16 protein-coding genes, 1 tRNA gene and 2 pseudogenes are annotated in these 17,726 nt (G+C 58.9%); 12 read left to right on the forward strand and 7 right to left on the reverse strand.

Annotated features, from left to right (window positions below; genetic code table 11):
• Positions 1-71: 71 nt before the first annotated feature.
• The 9 genes and pseudogenes from infA (at position 72) to purQ (ending at position 7,357) form a co-directional block, all read left to right on the forward strand.
• Positions 72-329: a translation initiation factor IF-1 gene (gene infA, locus AC0V6Z_RS15640; protein WP_067600927.1), complete on the forward strand. Its 258-nt coding sequence runs from the start codon at positions 72-74 to the stop codon at positions 327-329.
• A gap of 19 nt (positions 330-348) precedes the next feature.
• A pseudogene (locus AC0V6Z_RS15645) lies at positions 349-928 on the forward strand (Maf family protein).
• Entirely contained in the window at positions 921-1,883 is a 963-nt protein-coding gene (locus tag AC0V6Z_RS15650) for a ribonuclease E/G (RefSeq protein WP_472639319.1), read from the forward strand. The pseudogene AC0V6Z_RS15645 and the gene AC0V6Z_RS15650 overlap by 8 nt, the downstream one beginning before the upstream one ends.
• A 115-nt stretch (positions 1,884-1,998) precedes the next feature.
• Complete coding sequence (locus tag AC0V6Z_RS15655) at positions 1,999-2,181, forward strand: DNA gyrase inhibitor YacG (RefSeq protein WP_472639320.1); 183 nt, start codon at positions 1,999-2,001, stop codon at positions 2,179-2,181.
• Positions 2,182-2,306: 125 nt separating this feature from the next.
• Positions 2,307-2,381: transfer RNA gene (locus AC0V6Z_RS15660), tRNA-Phe, on the forward strand.
• Between the two features lie 44 nt (positions 2,382-2,425).
• A complete protein-coding gene (gene purC, locus AC0V6Z_RS15665) occupies positions 2,426-3,229 on the forward strand; it encodes a phosphoribosylaminoimidazolesuccinocarboxamide synthase (RefSeq protein ID WP_472639321.1) in 804 nt (267 codons plus the stop codon).
• A 173-nt stretch (positions 3,230-3,402) separates the two neighbouring features.
• The gene (locus AC0V6Z_RS15670; protein WP_472639322.1) at positions 3,403-6,303 is read left to right on the forward strand and encodes a M16 family metallopeptidase; all 2,901 of its coding nucleotides are present in this window, start codon (positions 3,403-3,405) and stop codon (positions 6,301-6,303) included.
• A gap of 134 nt (positions 6,304-6,437) precedes the next feature.
• A complete protein-coding gene (gene purS / locus AC0V6Z_RS15675; RefSeq protein ID WP_472639323.1) occupies positions 6,438-6,686 on the forward strand; it encodes a phosphoribosylformylglycinamidine synthase subunit PurS in 249 nt (82 codons plus the stop codon).
• Positions 6,686-7,357 (forward strand): phosphoribosylformylglycinamidine synthase subunit PurQ, encoded by a 672-nt coding sequence (gene purQ, locus AC0V6Z_RS15680; protein ID WP_472639324.1) that lies wholly within the window; start codon positions 6,686-6,688, stop codon positions 7,355-7,357. The genes purS and purQ overlap by 1 nt, the downstream gene beginning before the upstream one ends.
• Before the next feature lie 20 nt (positions 7,358-7,377).
• Here the strand turns inward: purQ and AC0V6Z_RS15685 are convergent, their stop codons facing one another.
• The 5 genes and pseudogenes from AC0V6Z_RS15685 to AC0V6Z_RS15705 all read right to left on the reverse strand — a co-directional run.
• A complete protein-coding gene (locus AC0V6Z_RS15685; protein ID WP_472639325.1) occupies positions 7,378-9,741 on the reverse strand; it encodes a putative bifunctional diguanylate cyclase/phosphodiesterase in 2,364 nt (787 codons plus the stop codon).
• Positions 9,742-9,846: 105 nt separating this feature from the next.
• Positions 9,847-10,239 (reverse strand): GFA family protein, encoded by a 393-nt coding sequence (locus tag AC0V6Z_RS15690; protein WP_472639326.1) that lies wholly within the window; start codon positions 10,237-10,239, stop codon positions 9,847-9,849.
• Positions 10,239-12,074: a glutamine--fructose-6-phosphate transaminase (isomerizing) gene (gene glmS, locus AC0V6Z_RS15695; protein WP_472639327.1), complete on the reverse strand. Its 1,836-nt coding sequence runs from the start codon at positions 12,072-12,074 to the stop codon at positions 10,239-10,241. Before glmS ends, AC0V6Z_RS15690 begins: the two co-directional genes overlap by 1 nt.
• A 179-nt stretch (positions 12,075-12,253) precedes the next feature.
• The gene (locus tag AC0V6Z_RS15700) at positions 12,254-12,628 is read right to left on the reverse strand and encodes an EamA family transporter (protein ID WP_472639328.1); all 375 of its coding nucleotides are present in this window, start codon (positions 12,626-12,628) and stop codon (positions 12,254-12,256) included.
• A 178-nt stretch (positions 12,629-12,806) separates the two neighbouring features.
• Positions 12,807-13,163, reverse strand: a pseudogene (locus AC0V6Z_RS15705) (EamA family transporter); the annotation flags it as partial.
• A gap of 200 nt (positions 13,164-13,363) precedes the next feature.
• On the opposite strand from AC0V6Z_RS15705, the gene AC0V6Z_RS15710 reads away from it, so the two are divergent.
• The 3 genes from AC0V6Z_RS15710 to AC0V6Z_RS15720 are packed head-to-tail and all read left to right on the forward strand — an operon-like array spanning position 13,364 to position 15,912.
• On the forward strand, positions 13,364-14,590 hold the full coding sequence (locus AC0V6Z_RS15710; RefSeq protein WP_472639329.1) for a glycosyltransferase family 2 protein: 1,227 nt from the start codon (positions 13,364-13,366) through the stop codon (positions 14,588-14,590).
• 6 nt (positions 14,591-14,596) lie between these two features.
• Positions 14,597-15,523: a glycosyltransferase family 2 protein gene (locus AC0V6Z_RS15715; protein WP_472639330.1), complete on the forward strand. Its 927-nt coding sequence runs from the start codon at positions 14,597-14,599 to the stop codon at positions 15,521-15,523.
• Entirely contained in the window at positions 15,520-15,912 is a 393-nt protein-coding gene (locus AC0V6Z_RS15720; RefSeq protein ID WP_472639331.1) for a GtrA family protein, read from the forward strand. The genes AC0V6Z_RS15715 and AC0V6Z_RS15720 overlap by 4 nt, the downstream gene beginning before the upstream one ends.
• A gap of 21 nt (positions 15,913-15,933) precedes the next feature.
• On the opposite strand, the gene AC0V6Z_RS15725 is transcribed toward AC0V6Z_RS15720, so the two are convergent.
• Both AC0V6Z_RS15725 and AC0V6Z_RS15730 read right to left on the reverse strand, forming a co-directional pair.
• Positions 15,934-16,878: a class I SAM-dependent methyltransferase gene (locus AC0V6Z_RS15725; RefSeq protein WP_472639332.1), complete on the reverse strand. Its 945-nt coding sequence runs from the start codon at positions 16,876-16,878 to the stop codon at positions 15,934-15,936.
• Positions 16,875-17,657, reverse strand: a complete 783-nt coding sequence (locus AC0V6Z_RS15730) for a class I SAM-dependent methyltransferase (protein WP_472639333.1) — start codon at positions 17,655-17,657, stop codon at positions 16,875-16,877. The genes AC0V6Z_RS15725 and AC0V6Z_RS15730 overlap by 4 nt, the downstream gene beginning before the upstream one ends.
• Positions 17,658-17,726 lie beyond the last annotated feature (69 nt).

Here is a 17,726-nt window from a genome sequence, read left to right on the forward strand (position 1 = left end):
TCTCGGCGGGGTTAAAGCGCGCGCCTGAACGAGTGATTTTACTCAGAAAAGCTGTTTGCATAAGGATATACATGGCCAAAGAAGAACTCCTCGAAATGCGCGGGAAGGTCGTCGAACTGCTTCCCAATGCGATGTTCCGGGTCGAGCTTGAAAACGGTCACGAAGTGTTGGGCCACACAGCTGGCAAAATGCGTAAGAACCGTATCCGCGTGCTGGTGGGCGATGAAGTGTTGTGCGAGCTGACGCCGTATGACCTCACCAAGGCCCGCATCACCTATCGCTTTATGCCAGGACGCGGCGGCCCCGGCCAAGGCCCCGGCCCAGCATAACGCCTAGCGGGTCCCTCGCATGAGCGCGCCCAAACTCATTTTAGCTTCGGCCAGTCCGCGCAGGCGCGATCTGCTCGCGCGTCTCGGTATTGCGCCCGATGATGTGGCCCCGGCTGACATCGATGAAACACCGCATAAAGGCGAGCTTCCGCGCGAGTATGCTGCACGCATGGCCCTTGAAAAGGCACAGGCGGTCAGCGCCCATGATGATGCCCACATTCTCGCTGGCGACACCGTGGTGGCCGTTGGTCGCCGCATCCTGCCCAAGACCGAAACTGAAGACGAAGCGCGCACTTGCCTCAAGCTGATGAGCGGGCGGCGGCATGTCGTCCTTTCCGCGATTGCCCTGCGCTCGCCCGATGGCAACATCCGCACGCGGTTAAGCGAGAATGTTGTGCGTTTCAAAGTCCTGTCTGAAGAGGAAATCGCAAGCTATCTGGCCGAGCGGCGAATGGCGCGGCAAAGCAGGCGGATACGCGATCCAAGGCGCAGCCGAAGGGCTGATCCAATGGATCAAGGGCAGCCATTCCAGCGTGATGGGCCTGCCGCTTTATGATGCACGGGCGCTGCTGAAATCGGCAGGGTTTGCCATTGGCTGAGTGGCTTGTCGAAGAAGGTATTGGCGAGACCCGCGCGCTCTTGGTCGAGAACGATCAAATTCTAGCGGCTAAGCTGTTTTGGCTGAGCAAAGATTGCGCGCGAACGATTTTGTTGGCCAAAATTGTCTCTCGCAAGGCCGGATCATCGCGCGCCTTGTGCGTCAGCCCGCGCGGGGTTGAAATCAACGCAGACGGCCTTCCGCGCGATGTAAGCGAGGGCAGCGAGGTCCGCTTGATCATAACCCGCGAGGCGATGGCGGAACGGGGCCGTCTGAAACGGGCTCAGGCGCGATATTTCGCCGATGACAATCCGCATATCCCGCCACCTTCCGTGTTTGCGACGGGCAAGCATGTGCGCTGTTTCCCCTCAGGCCTTTGGGACGAGATCTGGGATACGGCCAGTTCTGGCCAAATCGATTTCGCCGGCGGCTCGCTGATCATAAGTGTTACGCCTGCTATGACCCTGATCGATATTGACGGTGAAGGCAGCCCTCTGGAGCTGTCATTGGCCGCTGTTCCTGCCATCGCGCAGGCGCTGCGCTGGTTCGATCTGGCAGGGAATATCGGGATCGATTTCCCGACCATTCAGGACAAAGCGGGCCGTAAGGCAGTGGATGCGGCCTTGGAAGAAGCACTCGACGATTGGCCGCATGAGCGCACGGCGATGAATGGCTTTGGCTTTGTGCAGATCGTTGCGCGGCTCGAAGGGCCATCGCTGCTCCACCGATTCTCGACCTCGCGGGTCGGGGCATGTGCTCGGATGGCCTTGCGCGGGGCGGAAAACGCTGAGGGATCGGGCGTTATATTGCTGCTTACCGTCCACCCGGCGCTCAAATCAAAGCTCAAGGAAGAATGGTTGGTGGAACTCGCAAGGCGCACAGGCAAAGAAGTGCGGATTGAGACCGATCCCAAGCTTGCACTTGAAGCCCCGCACGCCCAAATCATAAGCGCTTAACACTGGCATCAATCGGCCACCGTGTGGCCGCAAGCCCGACCGGGCGTCCGCAGCAGTGCGGGCTTGCCCGCAAACTGCGAGGATATCGCACACCGGATGGTGTGCGGAAAACTAAATGACCAAAACCAAAGCTTGCCCCATTTGTAAGAATACCCGCGCTGAAGACTTCACTCCGTTTTGCTCTCAGCGCTGCAAAGATCTCGACCTCGCTAAGTGGTTTGGCGATGGCTACGCCCTGCCCAGCCGTCCAGCGTCCCCAGAAGAGATTGCGCGCGAAGATTGGGAACAACACAGCTAAGCCCAAAAGAACCTGTGCCTGACGCTATTTCCCTCTTGCCAAACATCGCCGCCCGCGCCATAGGCCCGCTCTCATTTGCTCGCCGGTCAAAGCGTATTGAACGCAAACCCGTCGCCGCAGCGAATGCCCGGGTAGCTCAGGGGTAGAGCAGCGGATTGAAAATCCGCGTGTCGGTGGTTCAAATCCGCCCCCGGGCACCATTCGCTTAAGCAGCGGTTTATCCCCGCGAGCCAGGAGGCCCAGCATGACCCGTCGCCGCCAAATCTATGAAGGCAAGGCCAAGATCCTTTATGAGGGTCCAGAACCGGGCACAATTATCCAATATTTCAAGGATGATGCGACCGCATTCAATGCGGAGAAAAAGGGCAGCATCAACGGCAAAGGCGTGATCAACAATCGCATCAGCGAGCATGTTTTCACCCGGCTTGCCCATATCGGCATTCCAACGCATTTCATCCGCCGCCTGAACATGCGCGAGCAATTGGTGCGTCAGGTCGAAATCATCCCAATCGAAGTTGTGGTGCGCAATGTCGCCGCCGGTTCGATTTGTAAGCGTTTGGGCCTGGAAGAAGGCGAACCACTGCCGCACACCTTGATCGAGTATTATTACAAGGATGATGCGCTGGGCGATCCGCTGATCTCAGAGGAACACATTGCGTGCTTCAACTGGGCCAGCATCGAAGAGATGCACGACATGTCGTCCATGGCGATCCGTGTGAATGATTTCCTATGCGGGATGTTCGCTGGGATCGACATTCGCCTGGTCGATTTCAAACTGGAATTTGGCCGCCTGTTCGATGGTGATTTCAGCCGCGTCATTCTGGCCGATGAAGTCAGCCCGGATGGCTGCCGCCTGTGGGACATGAAGACAGGTGAGAAGCTGGATAAGGACCGCTTCCGCCGCGATCTGGGCGGCGAAGAGGACGCTTACCGCGAGGTTGCCCGGCGTCTGGGTCTGTTGCAGGACGAAGACAATGGCCCTGGCGAAGTTCTGGACCTGTCGAGCCATCGCAACCGGCTGCGCGGCAAAACCTCACCAAAAAAGTAAGCGTTTGGCTTTCCGCGCGCCCATCCGGGCATGCGATTTCCTCGCGGTTTACGGGCAAGCCCGAACCGCTGCGGGCGCGCACGAGGCGCCTGCGGCGCCGATTAAAATGCCACGTTCAGTTTCAATGCGCTAAGAAGCCATCATTAAATGATTACAGGGCACACCTTCAGCATATGAATCTCACCTCACGCGCGCTCATCGCAGGAGCGCTGCTTGCGCTTCCCAACCTTGTTCTGGTTCAGGCGCTTGCTGCGCAAGACACTGCATCGCAAGCAGAAATAACAGCTGACACAGCTGAGGCCCAAGACACTCATTGGGCGTTCGAAACCAGCGACGTTCCCGTCGATCCTGGATTTGTATTCGGCGTGCTGGACAACGGCATGCGCTATATCATCCGAGAAAACTCCACGCCCGAAGGCACCGCTTTGGTGCGGATGCAGATCGGCTCTGGCTCACTCGATGAGACCGACAGCGAGCGCGGCCTTGCGCACTTCATTGAGCATATGGCCTTCAACGGATCGACCAATATTCCCGAAGGCGAGATGATCAAATTGCTGGAGCGCAAGGGCCTAGCCTTTGGCGCGGACACCAATGCCTCGACCGGGTTTGAGACCACCACCTATATGCTCAATCTGCCCAAGAACGAGGAAGACCTGCTCGACACAGCATTGATGCTGATGCGCGAAACCGCGAGCGAGTTGACCATTGCGCAGGATGCCGTGGACCGCGAGCGCGGCGTTATCTTGGCGGAGCGGCGCGACCGGCGCGGCTTCCAGCAAAAGGCAACAGAAGATCAGTTGGCGTTCTTTGCCCCCGGCGCGCGATTTGTGGACCGCTTACCGATTGGGACGCTCGATGTGCTTGAAAATGCCAGCGCGGATGATCTGCGCGGCTTTTATGAACGCACTTATGTACCCGCCAACACCGTCGTCGTGATCGTAGGCGATTTTCCCGCGGCAATGATGGAGGCCAAGGTGCGCGAGGTGTTCGCCAATTGGCAAGGCGGGCCAGCCCCGACCGAACCCGTCACCGGTCCGGTCGCAATTGAACGACCATCAGAGGTGGACATCTACACCGACCCCGCTCTGTCAGAGAGCGTGACCCTGACCAATTTTTCTGAGTGGGAAGATCGGCCTGATACCACTGAAAATCGCGATATCGCTCTGCTACGGAGCATCGGCTACCAGATTATCGGGCGTCGATTGTCCCGCCTCGCACGCGGTGAAAATGCGCCGTTTCGCGGTGCGGGGTTCAACAGCAGCGATCTGTTTGAAGACGCGCGCTCTACCAGCCTTTCCATCAGCAGCGCCGATGGGGAATGGCGCAAAGGCATGATTGCGGCCTTGCGCGAAGTGCGTCAGGCCATTGAATTTGGCTTCACCCAGGCCGAGATTAATGAACAGATCGCAAATATACGCACGGCGCTGGAAAACGGCGTGGCATCCTCTGATACGCGCGGCAATGGTGCCTTCGCCAGCGCTGCCTTGCGACTGGTAGGCTCTGAACGCATTCCCACCGATCCCCAATACCGGCTGGAGCGGTTTGAAGCGCTTTTGCCGCATATAACGCAAGAGCGAGTGGGCGTTGCACTGTTCCTAGACACGCTCGGCTTTAAGGATCTGCTGATCCGGTTCCAAGGGCGCAGCGCACCTGAGGGCGGCGAAGAGGCCCTTCGCGCAGCCCTTGCCGAAGGTATGGCAGCACCAATCGCTGCGCCCGAAGACGCTGGCGAGCTGAGCTTTGCCTACAGTGATTTTGGCGCCCCAGGAGAGATCGTCTCCGACACAGTCGATGATCGGTTCGATTTCCGCCTGATCCAGTTTGCCAATGGCGTGCGGCTGAACCTGAAAACAACCGATATTCGCAAGGACCGCGTGAGTTACCGCGTCAGCCTGGATGGCGGCACCTTGCTCGACACAGCAGACGATCCGCTGCGCACTGCAATGGTCAGCGTGCTGGCAACCGGCGGCCTTGGCCAGCACAGCCAAGACGAATTGCAAAGCGTGCTCGCCGGACGCAGCGTCGGCTTCAATATCGGATCAAGCGCGGACGCATTCCGCATGTCGGGCAGCACCACGCCGCGCGATCTGCAACTACAGATGCAATTGCTCGCCGCTGCGCTAACCGATCCGGGTTACCGACGCGAAGGCGAAGAGCGCTATGCCAAGAATATCGAGAATTACTTTGCCAATCTGGATGCGACACCCGGCCGTTCGCTGAGCAATCGGTTGGGCGGAATTTTGTCTGATGGCGATCCGCGTTTCAGCCTGCAGCCGCAAGAGGCGTTTCTCTCACGCAGTTTCGCCCAGTTGAAAGCGGATATTGGCGACCGCCTGGAAAGCGGCGCGATTGAAATTGCGCTGGTGGGCGATTTTGATCCGGACGCAGCAATCGCAGCGGTGGCCAGCACCCTGGGCGCTTTGCCGCCGCGTGAGGCTGAATTCCAGTCACGCGCTGAAGCTCGCAAGCGCAGCTTCACGCAAATACGCGGCCTGCATACGCTCACCCATACTGGTGAAACCGACCAAGCGCTGGTCCGCATGGTCTGGCCGACAACCGATGACAGCGACCTGTCCGAGGCGCTGCGGCTGTCCCTTCTGAGCCGCGTGGTGCGCATCCAATTGCAGGAGCGGCTGCGCGAAGAATTGGGCAAGGCCTATTCCCCGTCTGCTGGCAGTTCAACCAGTCGCATTTACGAAGGTTATGGCACTTTCAGTGTGACGGCGTCGGTCGATTTTGCTGAGCTGGAGCCAACCCGCGCGGCGATCCGCACCATGCTAAGCGAACTCGCCGCAGCACCGCTGGAGCTGGATTTCATCGACCGTGCGCGTCAGCCGATGCTGGAAGGCTATGACAATGCACTGAAATCGCTCGGCGGTTGGATGGGGCTGGCGGACAACGCGCAAAGTCAGTCTGGCCGCTTGCAGCGTTTCCTCGATGCGCCCGATGCTCTGAAAGCCATCACACCGGCTGATATTCAGGCGGCGGCTGCAAAGTACCTCGGGGCTGATGAGGCGGTCGAAGTGCTGGTCGTACATGAGGACGCCGAACCACCCGGTAGAATCGCGCCGTAACGGCGCCTTCAACCTGCCAACAAAGGCACTCACGATAGTGGGCAAGCCGCCCTGCAATGATTGCACCTACATGCGGCTGCGCTATAGGCTGCGGTCACATCGCCCATCCACGCGCGTAATCAGGTGAGCCGCCCATGAAAGTCCGTATTCTCGTCCGCCTTAAACCCGGAGTGCTCGACCCACAGGGCCGCGCCGTGCACCATTCGCTAGATGGCATGGGCTTTGAAGGGGTCGAAGATGTCCGCATTGGCCGGATGATCGAAATGGACGTGGCCGACGGCACCAGCGACGAAGCGCTCAATTCGATGTGTGAAAAACTGCTCGCGAATATGGTGATCGAGAACTTCACGATTGAGAAGCTGGAAACAGCAGGAGCGGCCTGATGGGTTTCCGCGCCGCTGTGATCACTTTCCCCGGCTCCAATTGCGACCGGGATATGGCCTGCGCTTTGGAACTCGTATCGGGCGCCGCACCGATCCGCGTGTGGCACGGTGATGCAGAGCTGCCTGACAATCTCGACTTTATCGCCTTGCCCGGCGGGTTTTCCTATGGCGACTATCTGCGCTCTGGCGCGATGGCCGCAAACAGCCCGATCATGCGCAGTGTGATTGCCGCGGCGACGCGCGGCGTGCCCGTACTGGGCGTGTGCAACGGCTTTCAGGTGCTGACCGAGAGCGGCCTCTTGCCCGGCGCACTGATGCGCAACGCCAGCCAGAATTTCATCTGTCGCACCGTGCCGCTGATCGCGGAGAACACGCAGTCGACCTTTACCCGCGCCTATGCTGGCAAAGGCACCGTCCACATTCCCGTGGCGCATCACGATGGCAATTACTTCGCTGATGAAGAAACGCTCGACCGGATCGAAGGCGATGGCCGGGTTGCGTTTCGCTATACAGAACCCTGCAATGGCTCACGCCGCGATATCGCTGGTGTCCTCAGCGCAGGCGGCAATGTGTTGGGCATGATGCCGCACCCAGAGCGCGCGGTTGAAGACACCCAAGGCGGCACCGATGGTCGTTTTCTTTTTGAAAGCGCTATCGCCGCGCTCGTTTAGAGTCAGGCACCTAAAACCGCTTAGGCGATCTGGCGTTCGCCGCTGCCACCGCTTGCATCGAACAGGCGCAGCGCCTCGTGCTTCGGCATTGGGCGGCCAAAGTAGAACCCCTGGATCTTGTCACAGCCCATCTCGCGAATGAGCTTCGCTTCCTCAATGGTCTCAACGCCTTCCGCCGTCGTCGTCATATCGAGGCTTTTCGCCATCGCCACCACGGCATTGATGATCGCCAAGCTTTCGGAGCTGTTTTGCGCCGCACCTTGCACAAAGGTGCGGTCGACTTTGATGGTGGAGAAGCTGAGCTTGCGGATGTATCCCAGCGATGAGTAGCCCGTGCCAAAGTCATCGAGCGCAACGCTGCAGCCCAACGCCATGATTTGCTCCAGAGCCTTGCGAGCAATCGAGGCATCACGCAGGAAGATGCTCTCGGTCACCTCGACCTCGAGCCGGTCTGCGTGCAGCCCCGTCTCGGCAAGAACCGCGACAACATCCTCATAGAAGTCCGGCTCCAGCAATTGCTCAGGCGATACGTTCACATTGACCCGCACATGCTTGGGCCAATTGCACGCCTCACGGCATGCCTCGCGCAGGACCCACTTGCCTATCGGCACGATCAGGCGTGTTTCCTCAGCCAGCGGGATGAACTTACCCGGGCTGACAAACCCATGATCGGCGCTGTCCCAGCGAACCAGAGCCTCAAAACTGACGATGTTCTCGCTGTTGGCATCGACGACCGGCTGATAGTGCAGCACCATCTCATCACGGTCGAGCGCTTTGCGCAGGCTTACCTCAAGCTGGCGGCGTTCTTCGGCAGAGGCATGGAGCACAGGCTCAAAGTCAAAGTGCTCGCCGCCGCCGGCGTCTTTCGCGCGATAGAGCGCAAGGTCAGCATTGCGCATCAGTTCTTCGACCGACTTGCCGTCGCGCGGGCCCACCGCTGACCCGACGCTGGCGCCGACATAGAGCGTGTGCTGATCGACCTGATACGGTTCTGTCAGCGCCTCAATCACGCGGTTGGCTGTTGTGCGAATAATTTCACGATCGCTGACATCGCGCAGCACAATCGCAAATTCATCGCCGCCCAAACGGCCGCACATCTGATCCTGACCCATTAGGGCCTGCAGACGCGCGGACACCTGCGCCAGCAACTTGTCACCAACCATATGGCCGAGCGAATCGTTCACCGACTTAAACCGGTCGAGATCCACCATCAGCAGCGCGCAGCGTGTGCGCCATTGTTCAGCAAAGACCAGCGCATCGCCCAGCGCCTCGGTCAACTGTAAGCGGTTGGGCAAAGAGGTGAGCGTGTCATAGCGCGCCAAGTAAGCGATTTTCTCTGACGAAGCGCGCGCCTCAGTCACATCGGAGCCAACCCCGCGAAAACCAACGAAGCGGTTCTGATCGTCGCGCATTGGCGTGCCAGACAGCTCCCACCAGCGCTTCTCACCCCGGATCGTCACATGAACCAGAAGGTTGGAGAAATTCTCGCAATGCTTCAGCCGCTCTGCCAAATCATGCAGGCTGGTGGGAAACTTGCCGCTTTCCCAACTGTCACCAGCGATCAATTCGAGCAATGGGCGGCGCTCCGCCTCCGACTGCGGACAGCCAAGTGCATAGGCGAAACGCGGGCTAACACCGCGCAGACGCCGCGCGGTATCGACCTCCCACAACCAATCGGCCTCGTTTTCCTCAAACTCGCGCAGCAACAAGGAGACGACCTGCTCTTTTTCAGCAACGCTGCTTTCCGCGATCCGTGCAGTCAGATAGGTGCGCGCCACCTCGATCGTGCCAAACAGGCAGCTAATGCCGTAAAACGCGCCTGCCAGCGCAACCGTCCACAGCTCTTGCAGCGCCAGATGCGTGACCGCTGCCACGCCGACCGTCAGCGTAAAGACGAAGATCCCGAGCGGAGCGGCAGCGTAAAAATAGATTGAGGCCGCCGCCAATGTCGCCAGCACCACGAGCAGCGTCATCAGGTCTGGCAGCGAACCATATGGCGCAAACACCAGGACCGGAACCGCCCACAGCACCCCAGAGAGCAGCGGCGTCAGAGCCTGTCCGTAAAATTCCTTGCGCGACAGCTTGCGGTGTTCAGCATCGGCCAGCGTGCGGTCAAAGCGCACACCGCGGATCTGGAGCAGCACCAAGGCGACCAGCCAAAACGCCAGCCACACAAGGCTGATGCTGCTCGAGTAAATATGGACCGTGAACAGGCCCATAATCGCATGAATGTAAGTTCTGAAGAAGGTTAGCGCCGACAATCCCGAATATTGCAGACCGCGAAGCCGCGCCCAATCATTATCGCCTGCACCGGTTAATCCCAGCACAGCGAGCATAGACAACCGGCGATTGGCAGGCTGCGGAGGGACATCATCTTCAATCACACCCCCGCGGCTATCCAGCAAAGGTTAGTATGACGTAAATTACTCGCCAGCTCAGGGAGAATTGCGGCCTGACGAGCCGGATGCGCTATGAACTGCAAACGCTTGTTACAGCTTGCTTCGGTCCCAATTTCGGCCATCAAAATGACGAATTTCGGGTGCTAATTCGCTGCTGTCGTCAAGGCAGGCAAGATGCACGCTCCACGCCTCGGGATGAGAGCGAGGTTGATAGAAGCTCTTCGTACCGCAAATCTTGCAAAACAAATGCTCTGCTTCGCCGGAGCCAAAGCGGTATGAGGTGAGCGCCTCTTCGCCTGATAGAAGGGTGAACCGGCCATGCGGGATGAACAGGTGGAGATAGCCGGACACCGCGCAGATCGAGCAATTGCAGCGCAGCATTTTAGGCGCGCGCTCGGATTGCACTCGGAAGCGGACGGCGCGGCAATGACAGCCGCCCTCGATGGTTACGAGGTCTTGGCTATCACCAGCGCCCGCCGCCATCACTCAACCGTCACGGATTTGGCCAAATTGCGAGGTTGATCAACGTCAGTCCCCTTCACCACGGCGACGTGATAGGCCAGCAATTGCACCGGAATGGCGTACACCAACGGCGCGATCAGCGGGTGAACAACCGGCATTTCGATCGTGGCGATGCAGCCCTCGCCCGCCTGCGCCAGGCCCTCCGCATCAGAGATCAGCACCACTTGCCCGCCGCGTGCGCGCACTTCCTCCATGTTGGAGACCGTCTTTTCAAACAGCGGGCCGGATGGGGCAATCACCACCACCGGAACGTCTTTGTCGATGAGCGCGATTGGGCCGTGCTTCATCTCACCCGAGGCATAGCCTTCAGCATGAATATAACTGATTTCTTTGAGTTTTAGCGCACCCTCTAAGGCAAGCGGATAATCCTGCCCGCGCCCCAGATAAAGCACATCGCGTGCTGGCGCGATCAAATGCGCCATGCTGGCAATGTCTTGGTCATGATCCAGCGCCTCATTGAGCGCAGCGGGAGCTTCCAGCAGGTGGGTTACCACCTCGGCCTCTTCCTCGCGGCTCATCAGGCCCTTCTTCACCGCCATATGCGCGGCCAGCGCGGCCAATACAGCGAGCTGACAGGTGAAGGCCTTGGTCGAGGCAACCCCGATTTCCGGCCCGGCATGGCTCGGCAGCAACAGGTCCGCCTCACGCGCCATTGAGCTGGTCGGTACGTTGACGACGACGCCGATAGTCTGTCCCTCGGCCTTGCAATGGCGCAGAGCCGCGAGCGTATCGGCGGTTTCCCCGCTTTGCGAGATAAACAGCGCCAGGCCGCCTTCCTCCAGCACCGGATTGCGATAGCGAAATTCGCTGGCCACATCGATATCAACCGGTACGCGGGCAAATTGCTCAAACCAATATTTCGCTACCATACCGGCGTAAAAAGAGGTGCCGCAGGCAACGATGGTCAGGCGCTTAATCTTCGAAATGTCGAAATCAAGCTGAGGCAGAGCCACGGTGTTGTCCGCCTGGCGCAGGTAAGAGCTGAGCGTTTGCGCCACCACGGTTGGCTGCTCAAAAATCTCTTTCTGCATGAAGTGGTGGAAATTGCCCTTTTCAACCGCCGCCGCCGTCGCGCCGGATGCTTGGATATCGCGGGTAACGGGCTTATTCTCTACGTTATAGACCTGCGCACTGTCGCGCTTAATCACCACCCAGTCGCCCTCTTCGAGATAGGCGATCCGCTGCGTCAGCGGGGCCAGCGCAAGCGCATCTGACCCCAGATACATTTCTGCATCATCATCCTCTGGCCCGTAACCGACCACCAGCGGAGAACCGAGGCGTGCGCCGATCAACATGTCTGGGTGCTGGCGGAATGTCATCGCCAGTGCGAAGGCTCCGCGCAGACGCGGTAAGGCATCTTTGACCGCGTCCTCTGGCGAAAGGCCCGCTTCAATCCGCGAGGACACTAGATGCGCGACGACTTCACTGTCGGTTTCGCTTTCGAACACACGGCCTTCATCTGCAAGTTCAGCGCGCAATTCCTTGAAATTCTCGATGATGCCATTGTGCACGATTGCAACCTCAGCGGTGGCATGGGGGTGTGCATTGCTGGCGGTTGGGGCGCCATGTGTGGCCCAGCGAGTGTGCGCAATGCCGACATTGCCGGGTGCAGGATCGCCGCTCAACACTCCAACGAGATTGGCCAGCTTGCCTTCGGCACGGCGGCGCACCAACTGACCATCATCGATGGTGCAGACACCGGAACTGTCGTAGCCGCGATATTCCATGCGTTTGAGGCCATCGACCAACCGGTCAGCGACCGGCTCATTCCCAACAATTCCGATGATTCCGCACATAATTTTGTCTCTTACCCCTGCTGGCGCGCCCGGCCCATATCGCGCGCTCTACCGGGCGCAGGAACTAGGCGGCAGTGGATGAATATCGTCTTGCCAAAAGCATTGATGCATCTGGCCGGTATCTGCTGCTTGCCTCGCTCCTGTAACGGGTCATGGCTCAGCTTCAAGAGCCTGTCTGCTCAGTGCGGCCGTTTGGCTGTTTGCGCGGGCGCGCTTTGGCTGTCCCGCCACAGGAACAATCCAGCCGCGATTATCATCCCTGCACCGCCCAATGTTAAGAGATCAGGCACATCGCCGAACCACCACCAGCCCAGCGCAATGGCGACCAGCATCTGGACATAAATCGCCGGGGCCACTTGCGACGCGCCTGCTTTCGATGTGCCAATATAGGCGAGCCAATGGGCGGCGCTGGCGGTTATGGCCACAATAGTGCAGCGCAAGGCAACATCCCAGCTGGGCCAGCCGAAATCGAGTTCTGGAATGCCAGAGAATTTTGCTCCGATCGCCGCCAGGATCAGGATCGGGGATGCAAGGCCAGCCACGAACACTTGCATGGACAAGGCGCTGCCTTGGCTGGCTGCTGGCGCGATTGGCGACCATCATCAGGGCAAAGAATGTCGCCGATACCAGAGGCAGCAAAGCGCCAAGCCCAAGCTCGGCCAGATTGGGCCGCAAGATCATCACCACACCGGCAAAAGCGATCACCGAGACGGCCCATGCAGCAGGACGAATTTTCTCTCCTAGAATCAGACCGCCCAGAACCTGAGTGAGCACCGGCGCGAGAAAACCGATCGCCATCGCCTCGGCCAAGGGCATGATGTAAATCGCTGAAAAGAAACACAGGCTCGCCAAGGCCAGACACAGTCCGCGCGCCGCCTGAAGCCAGGGCTTTTGCGGCACGAATGCACTCGCCCCCTCGCTGCGCCACAGCAGAACCGACAGGCCCAATGCCCCGATGGAAAAGCGCAAGGCCGCGACCGCAACAGCGGGCCATTCATCCGCCATGCTTTTGATCACAGCATCGCCAATCGACAAAATGACAAAGCCCGTCGCCGCGTAGGCCAGCCCAGCTCTTTGATCGTGCTGCATTGCCCTGAGGCCTCACTCATCCAACAAAGCCGCCGCGCTAGGCCCTTATGGCCAGAATGGAAAGGCGATTGTCGTTTGGTAAGGGGCCGCAAAATACAGCCGCACTTGGCGCGCACCATCCTTGCGACAAATACTCAGCTCTTGATCAATCATTAACCATTATTCGCCATGCCCAATCCAAGGAATTATCGGGGGCACCAATGGACCTTACACAGTCCAAATATTCAGCATTTGTCGAAGGCCGCGAGCTTGATCCAGACGTGACGATTGTCATGCCGTGTTTGAACGAGACCGAAAGCCTGGAACATTGCATTGCAAATGCGCTGGATGCGCTGGCCCGGATGCAGTCCGAACTGGGCCTGTCTGGCGAGATCGTAATTGCCGACAATGGCTCCACCGACGGCAGCCAGAAAATGGCCACAGAATTGGGCGCGCGCGTCGTTGATGTTGAAGACCGCGGTTATGGCGCGGCGCTGATCGGTGGATGCCGGGCGGCGTTTGGTCGCTATATCGTCATGGGCGACTGCGATGGCAGCTATAACTTTACCGAAGGCGTGGCGATGGTTGCCAAGCTCGAGGAAGGCTATGACCTGTGCATGGGCAACCGCTTCAAGGGCGGGATCGAACCCGGCGCGATGCCTTGGAAAAACAAACATATCGGCAATCCCGGCCTCACCGGCGTGCTCAACATCCTGTTCCGTTCAGGGATCGGAGATGCGCATTGTGGGCTGAGGGCCATCCGCAAGGAAACCTTTGAGCAGCTCAAGCTGAGCGGTTCTGGCATGGAATTCGCCAGCGAAATGGTGATCAAGGCGGCGCTGCTAAAAGTGCGCATGATCGAAATCCCCGCAACGCTTTCTGCCGATCTGCGCGACCGTGCGCCGCACCTGCGCCCGCTGCGCGATGGCTGGCGGCATTTGCGCTATCTCTTCATGCTCAGCCCGACTTGGGTGTTTGGCCTGCCAGCGCTCGCCGCATTGATGCTCGCCAGCATCATCTTCGGCTCGGGCCTTGCGCATTACACTGGCCTGATTTCCGGCCCGTCTTTCTTCGGCGTCAGCTGGAGCATCGTTGGCGGTTTCCTCGCCACAACCGGTCACTTTGCTTTGATCATGGCGCTCGCGGCACACTTTCACGGGGTCAGCAAGGGGTATCGCCTGCTGCGTCCTGTGCTTAAGAAAAACGCCAGTTGGCTAACGCTGGAAACCATGCTGATTACCGGCATCGCGCTGGTTCTGCTCGGCATTGGCGGCCTAACGGCGGTTGGTATTGATTGGAGCCAAGGCGGATTTGCCGCGCTCGACAATCCGCTACCATTGATCCTGTCTGCAACGATTGGCGCGCTAGGCTTGCAAAACATCTTTGGCGGGTTCCTGCTATCAGTGATTGCTGGCAACGACAGCCAGCTCGCGCCTAAGGAAGGGTGATCCCCCGTGGCTAAGCCGTGGCTGACAGTCGTGATGCCTGTGCATCGCGGCGGCGACTGGCTGGACGCGGCCTTGGCCAGCATCCCGGCGGCTGACGAAGCAGGCTCCATTGCCGTTATTATTCGCGACTCGACCCCAGAGGGGCCATGCGAGGCGCCGATCGCCCGCCACCGTGATCGCTTGGACATAGATTACGAATATTGGCCTGATATGCCGAGCTGGCCCGGCAAGACCAATGCCGGGGTCGAAGCCGCACAAAGCGAGCACGTGTGCACCTTGCATCAGGATGATATCTGGCTGCCTGGACGAGCTGAGCTCATTAGAAGCATGATCGCCGAGCATCCGGACGCCGCGCTTTACCTGACCGGCGCACAGATCGTTGATAGCCGCGGTGAGACGCTCGGCCAATGGCAGCCGCCCTTCCCGCGCGGTGAGCAAGACCGGAGCACCTACCTCGACCGTCTGCTGGTCCAGAACTCCATCGCCATGCCCAGCCCGGTGTGGCGCCGCGATGCCTATCTGGCCGCTGGCGGGATGGACGATAGCTTGTGGTACGCAACCGACTGGGACCTGTGGCTGAAGCTCGCCGAGCAGGGGCCAGTCGTCTTTGAACCGCAAGCAAGCGCCGCATTCCGCATTCACGCCAATTCGCTGACCATGACCGGAGACAAGGTCGAGATGGAACGCGAACTGGAGCAAATTCTCACGCGCTATGCCTCGGCAGACCGCGAGCTAGAGCCGCTCAGCCGAGCCTCGGTTAGCATCAACACTGCGCTGGCTCAGGCCTCTGCCGGTGGAGGCAGCGCGTTGTGGCCCGCGGCAAAGGCACTGGCCAAGCTAGGCCCACTGGGCGCTGCGCGTTACCTGCACTATTCAAGGCTAATTGAGCGCCTCTTGCCGCGCCTCCGGCTGCGCCTGAAAGGAGCGATGTGAGCGTTCAATTGCCCTTTCTGCGCACCATTTCGCGCTACACAATCGTCGGATTGGTATGCGTTGCGCTAAACAATGTGATTCTGATCGGCGGTGAGGCCTTGGGCATTCACTATGCAATCGCGACCGTCATCTGCTTCTTTCTTGTGGGCGGCCTCGCCTATGCAGCGCATGCCGATTACACCTTCGAGGCTGGTCGCTCATGGCTTGGCTATGGCCGGTTCCTCGGCACGCAAACCTTGGGCCTGGTGCTGACGCTGGCGATCCTGTTCGTGCTGAGCGATGGATTGGGACTATCGATCTGGATCGCAGCGCCTACCGTTACGATCATCATGTTCGTCTATCAGTTTCTGGCGACACGCTGGGCCCTTGGCGCGCGCCAAGGGCAATAAGCACCCGGTCAAGGGTTCTGCTCAATTAGGCTTTCGCGCGATGATCCGAAGCGCCGATGGCTCCCCGGTCAGCACCTCACCAATCCATTGCAGCGGCTGAAGCGCGGCCGACAATCCGACAAAGATCAGGCTGTTGGGCTGGCCCAATAACCGAGCGACCGAACGCCCCATCACTGGCACGTGATTGGCATGCTCTGATTGCACCGTCATCCCGGCCTGCTCTAACAGTGCGCGCAAAGAGCCGCGCGTGAAATGCAGGCGGTGATAGGGCAAATACCAATTGTCCCAAAAGCGGCCAAACACCTTGCGCCAGCCGCAATTGGCATTTGGCACTTCGATCACCAAAGTGCCTCCAGGTTTCAGCATTTCGAGCAACCTTGCCAGGAATGCCTGCGGATTATCATCATGCTCCACGGCGTGAAAGCACGTCACCAAATCGGCCGATCCGGCCAGACGCTCTTTTTGCTCAAATGGCACGTAGGTCACATTCTCAAGCAGCTCTGGCGGGTCTTCAAAGAAATCGAGCGCATGCACCTGCGATCCTACTGGTGCGGCGGCAGCAATAGCATTTGTATAAAGGCCGCTGCCGCACCCAAAATCGGCGATCACACCGCCGCAAAAGCGAGTTTGGGCCATCAATTTCTTGGTCTGGCGTAGGAATGCCGTCTTCTTAATGAATGTCGCAACTGCGCCGTCTTTGCCCTGATAATCCTGGCTCTCGCGTCCCTCATACAAGACGCCGACATTCGGCATTGCGGGCCGCGATACGCCATGCCCACATCGCCCGCAGCGGAAAACGCTGCAATCATTGTAAGGGCCGGGCACATCGGGCTCGGTCACTTCTGGAAAGGCTGAGAAGCGGCATTCCCCCGGCGTGCCGGATGGACACTGCGCATAGGGGCTAAGCCCCGTGTCGTGCGGCGTCATCTCATCCATGGAACAATCAGAACTCAGCGAAGCGCTCATTTGTCGAGCGGCTTTTCCCAGCACGCAACGAAGGTAGAAAACGGCATCTTGCCTGGCAGCATATGGTAGAGCCGCTCCATCACCATCAGCGCCGGGGCGATAAATTTCTTGGCGCAGTTTGGCACCCGCAAAACCCAATTTTGCAGCAACAAAAAGTAAGCCGGACCGCCAACATATCTGAGGCTGGTCGGAACCAGTGAACCAGCATGCTCTTTCGCCAATTTTGGATGCGACAAAGCATGCTCATTTTCGGCATCGAAATGGTCAGTGTCGAGCTTGTACCAAAGCTTGCGGATTGGCTCGAGAATGAAGTCCGAATTTGGCTCTGTCATAATCAGCTTACCGCCCGGATTGAGCATGCGCGAAATATTGGCAAAGGCCGTTGGCAAATCCGCAACCAGATGGTGGATCCCGCCCATAACCAATACTGCATCATAGGTCTCTTCCGGCTCAATTGGCTTGGTCAGATCCCAAACATAGCACGGGCGGTCATGGCGCGCGGTGAAATCGCGGGTCGCCGATTCTGAAATATCACAGCCGGAAATTTCCAAACCTGGGTGGTGATCCCTCATCCAACCGGATGCTGAACCCACTCCGCTGGCCAGCTCCATCAGCGAACTTGCGCTTTCCAGCTCTGCCAGAATCGGGTTGTAGATGAATTCTTCTTTGTACGCCTCTGCGTATTTATCCGTGGTGGCCTCTGAATAACGATCATGGATCGCCTCGAAGAGTTCCTTTTGACGGGCGACCTCGGCCTCGTTCAAATTTGTCGCATTCATTTCGAGGCACCTTCCCTGAGATCCATAAAACAGCCGCTTAAGAAGGAAATCTCAAGATCGAAGCCGAGT

It is taken from the genome of Erythrobacter sp. SN6-5 (assembly GCF_057364945.1).

Bases quoted from the DNA above. Each gene is read 5' to 3' on its own strand.
- infA (WP_067600927.1), top strand. From the start codon at position 72: ATGGCCAAAGAAGAACTCCTCGAAATGCGCGGGAAGGTCGTCGAACTG.
- AC0V6Z_RS15655 (WP_472639320.1), top strand. From the start codon at position 1,999: ATGACCAAAACCAAAGCTTGCCCCATTTGTAAGAATACCCGCGCTGAA.
- purC (WP_472639321.1), top strand. From the start codon at position 2,426: ATGACCCGTCGCCGCCAAATCTATGAAGGCAAGGCCAAGATCCTTTAT.
- AC0V6Z_RS15670 (WP_472639322.1), top strand. From the start codon at position 3,403: ATGAATCTCACCTCACGCGCGCTCATCGCAGGAGCGCTGCTTGCGCTT.
- purS (WP_472639323.1), top strand. From the start codon at position 6,438: ATGAAAGTCCGTATTCTCGTCCGCCTTAAACCCGGAGTGCTCGACCCA.
- purQ (WP_472639324.1), top strand. From the start codon at position 6,686: ATGGGTTTCCGCGCCGCTGTGATCACTTTCCCCGGCTCCAATTGCGAC.
- AC0V6Z_RS15690 (WP_472639326.1), bottom strand. From the start codon at position 10,239: ATGGCGGCGGGCGCTGGTGATAGCCAAGACCTCGTAACCATCGAGGGC.
- glmS (WP_472639327.1), bottom strand. From the start codon at position 12,074: ATGTGCGGAATCATCGGAATTGTTGGGAATGAGCCGGTCGCTGACCGG.
- AC0V6Z_RS15700 (WP_472639328.1), bottom strand. From the start codon at position 12,628: ATGCAAGTGTTCGTGGCTGGCCTTGCATCCCCGATCCTGATCCTGGCG.
- AC0V6Z_RS15710 (WP_472639329.1), top strand. From the start codon at position 13,364: ATGGACCTTACACAGTCCAAATATTCAGCATTTGTCGAAGGCCGCGAG.
- AC0V6Z_RS15725 (WP_472639332.1), bottom strand. From the start codon at position 16,878: ATGAGCGCTTCGCTGAGTTCTGATTGTTCCATGGATGAGATGACGCCG.
- AC0V6Z_RS15730 (WP_472639333.1), bottom strand. From the start codon at position 17,657: ATGAATGCGACAAATTTGAACGAGGCCGAGGTCGCCCGTCAAAAGGAA.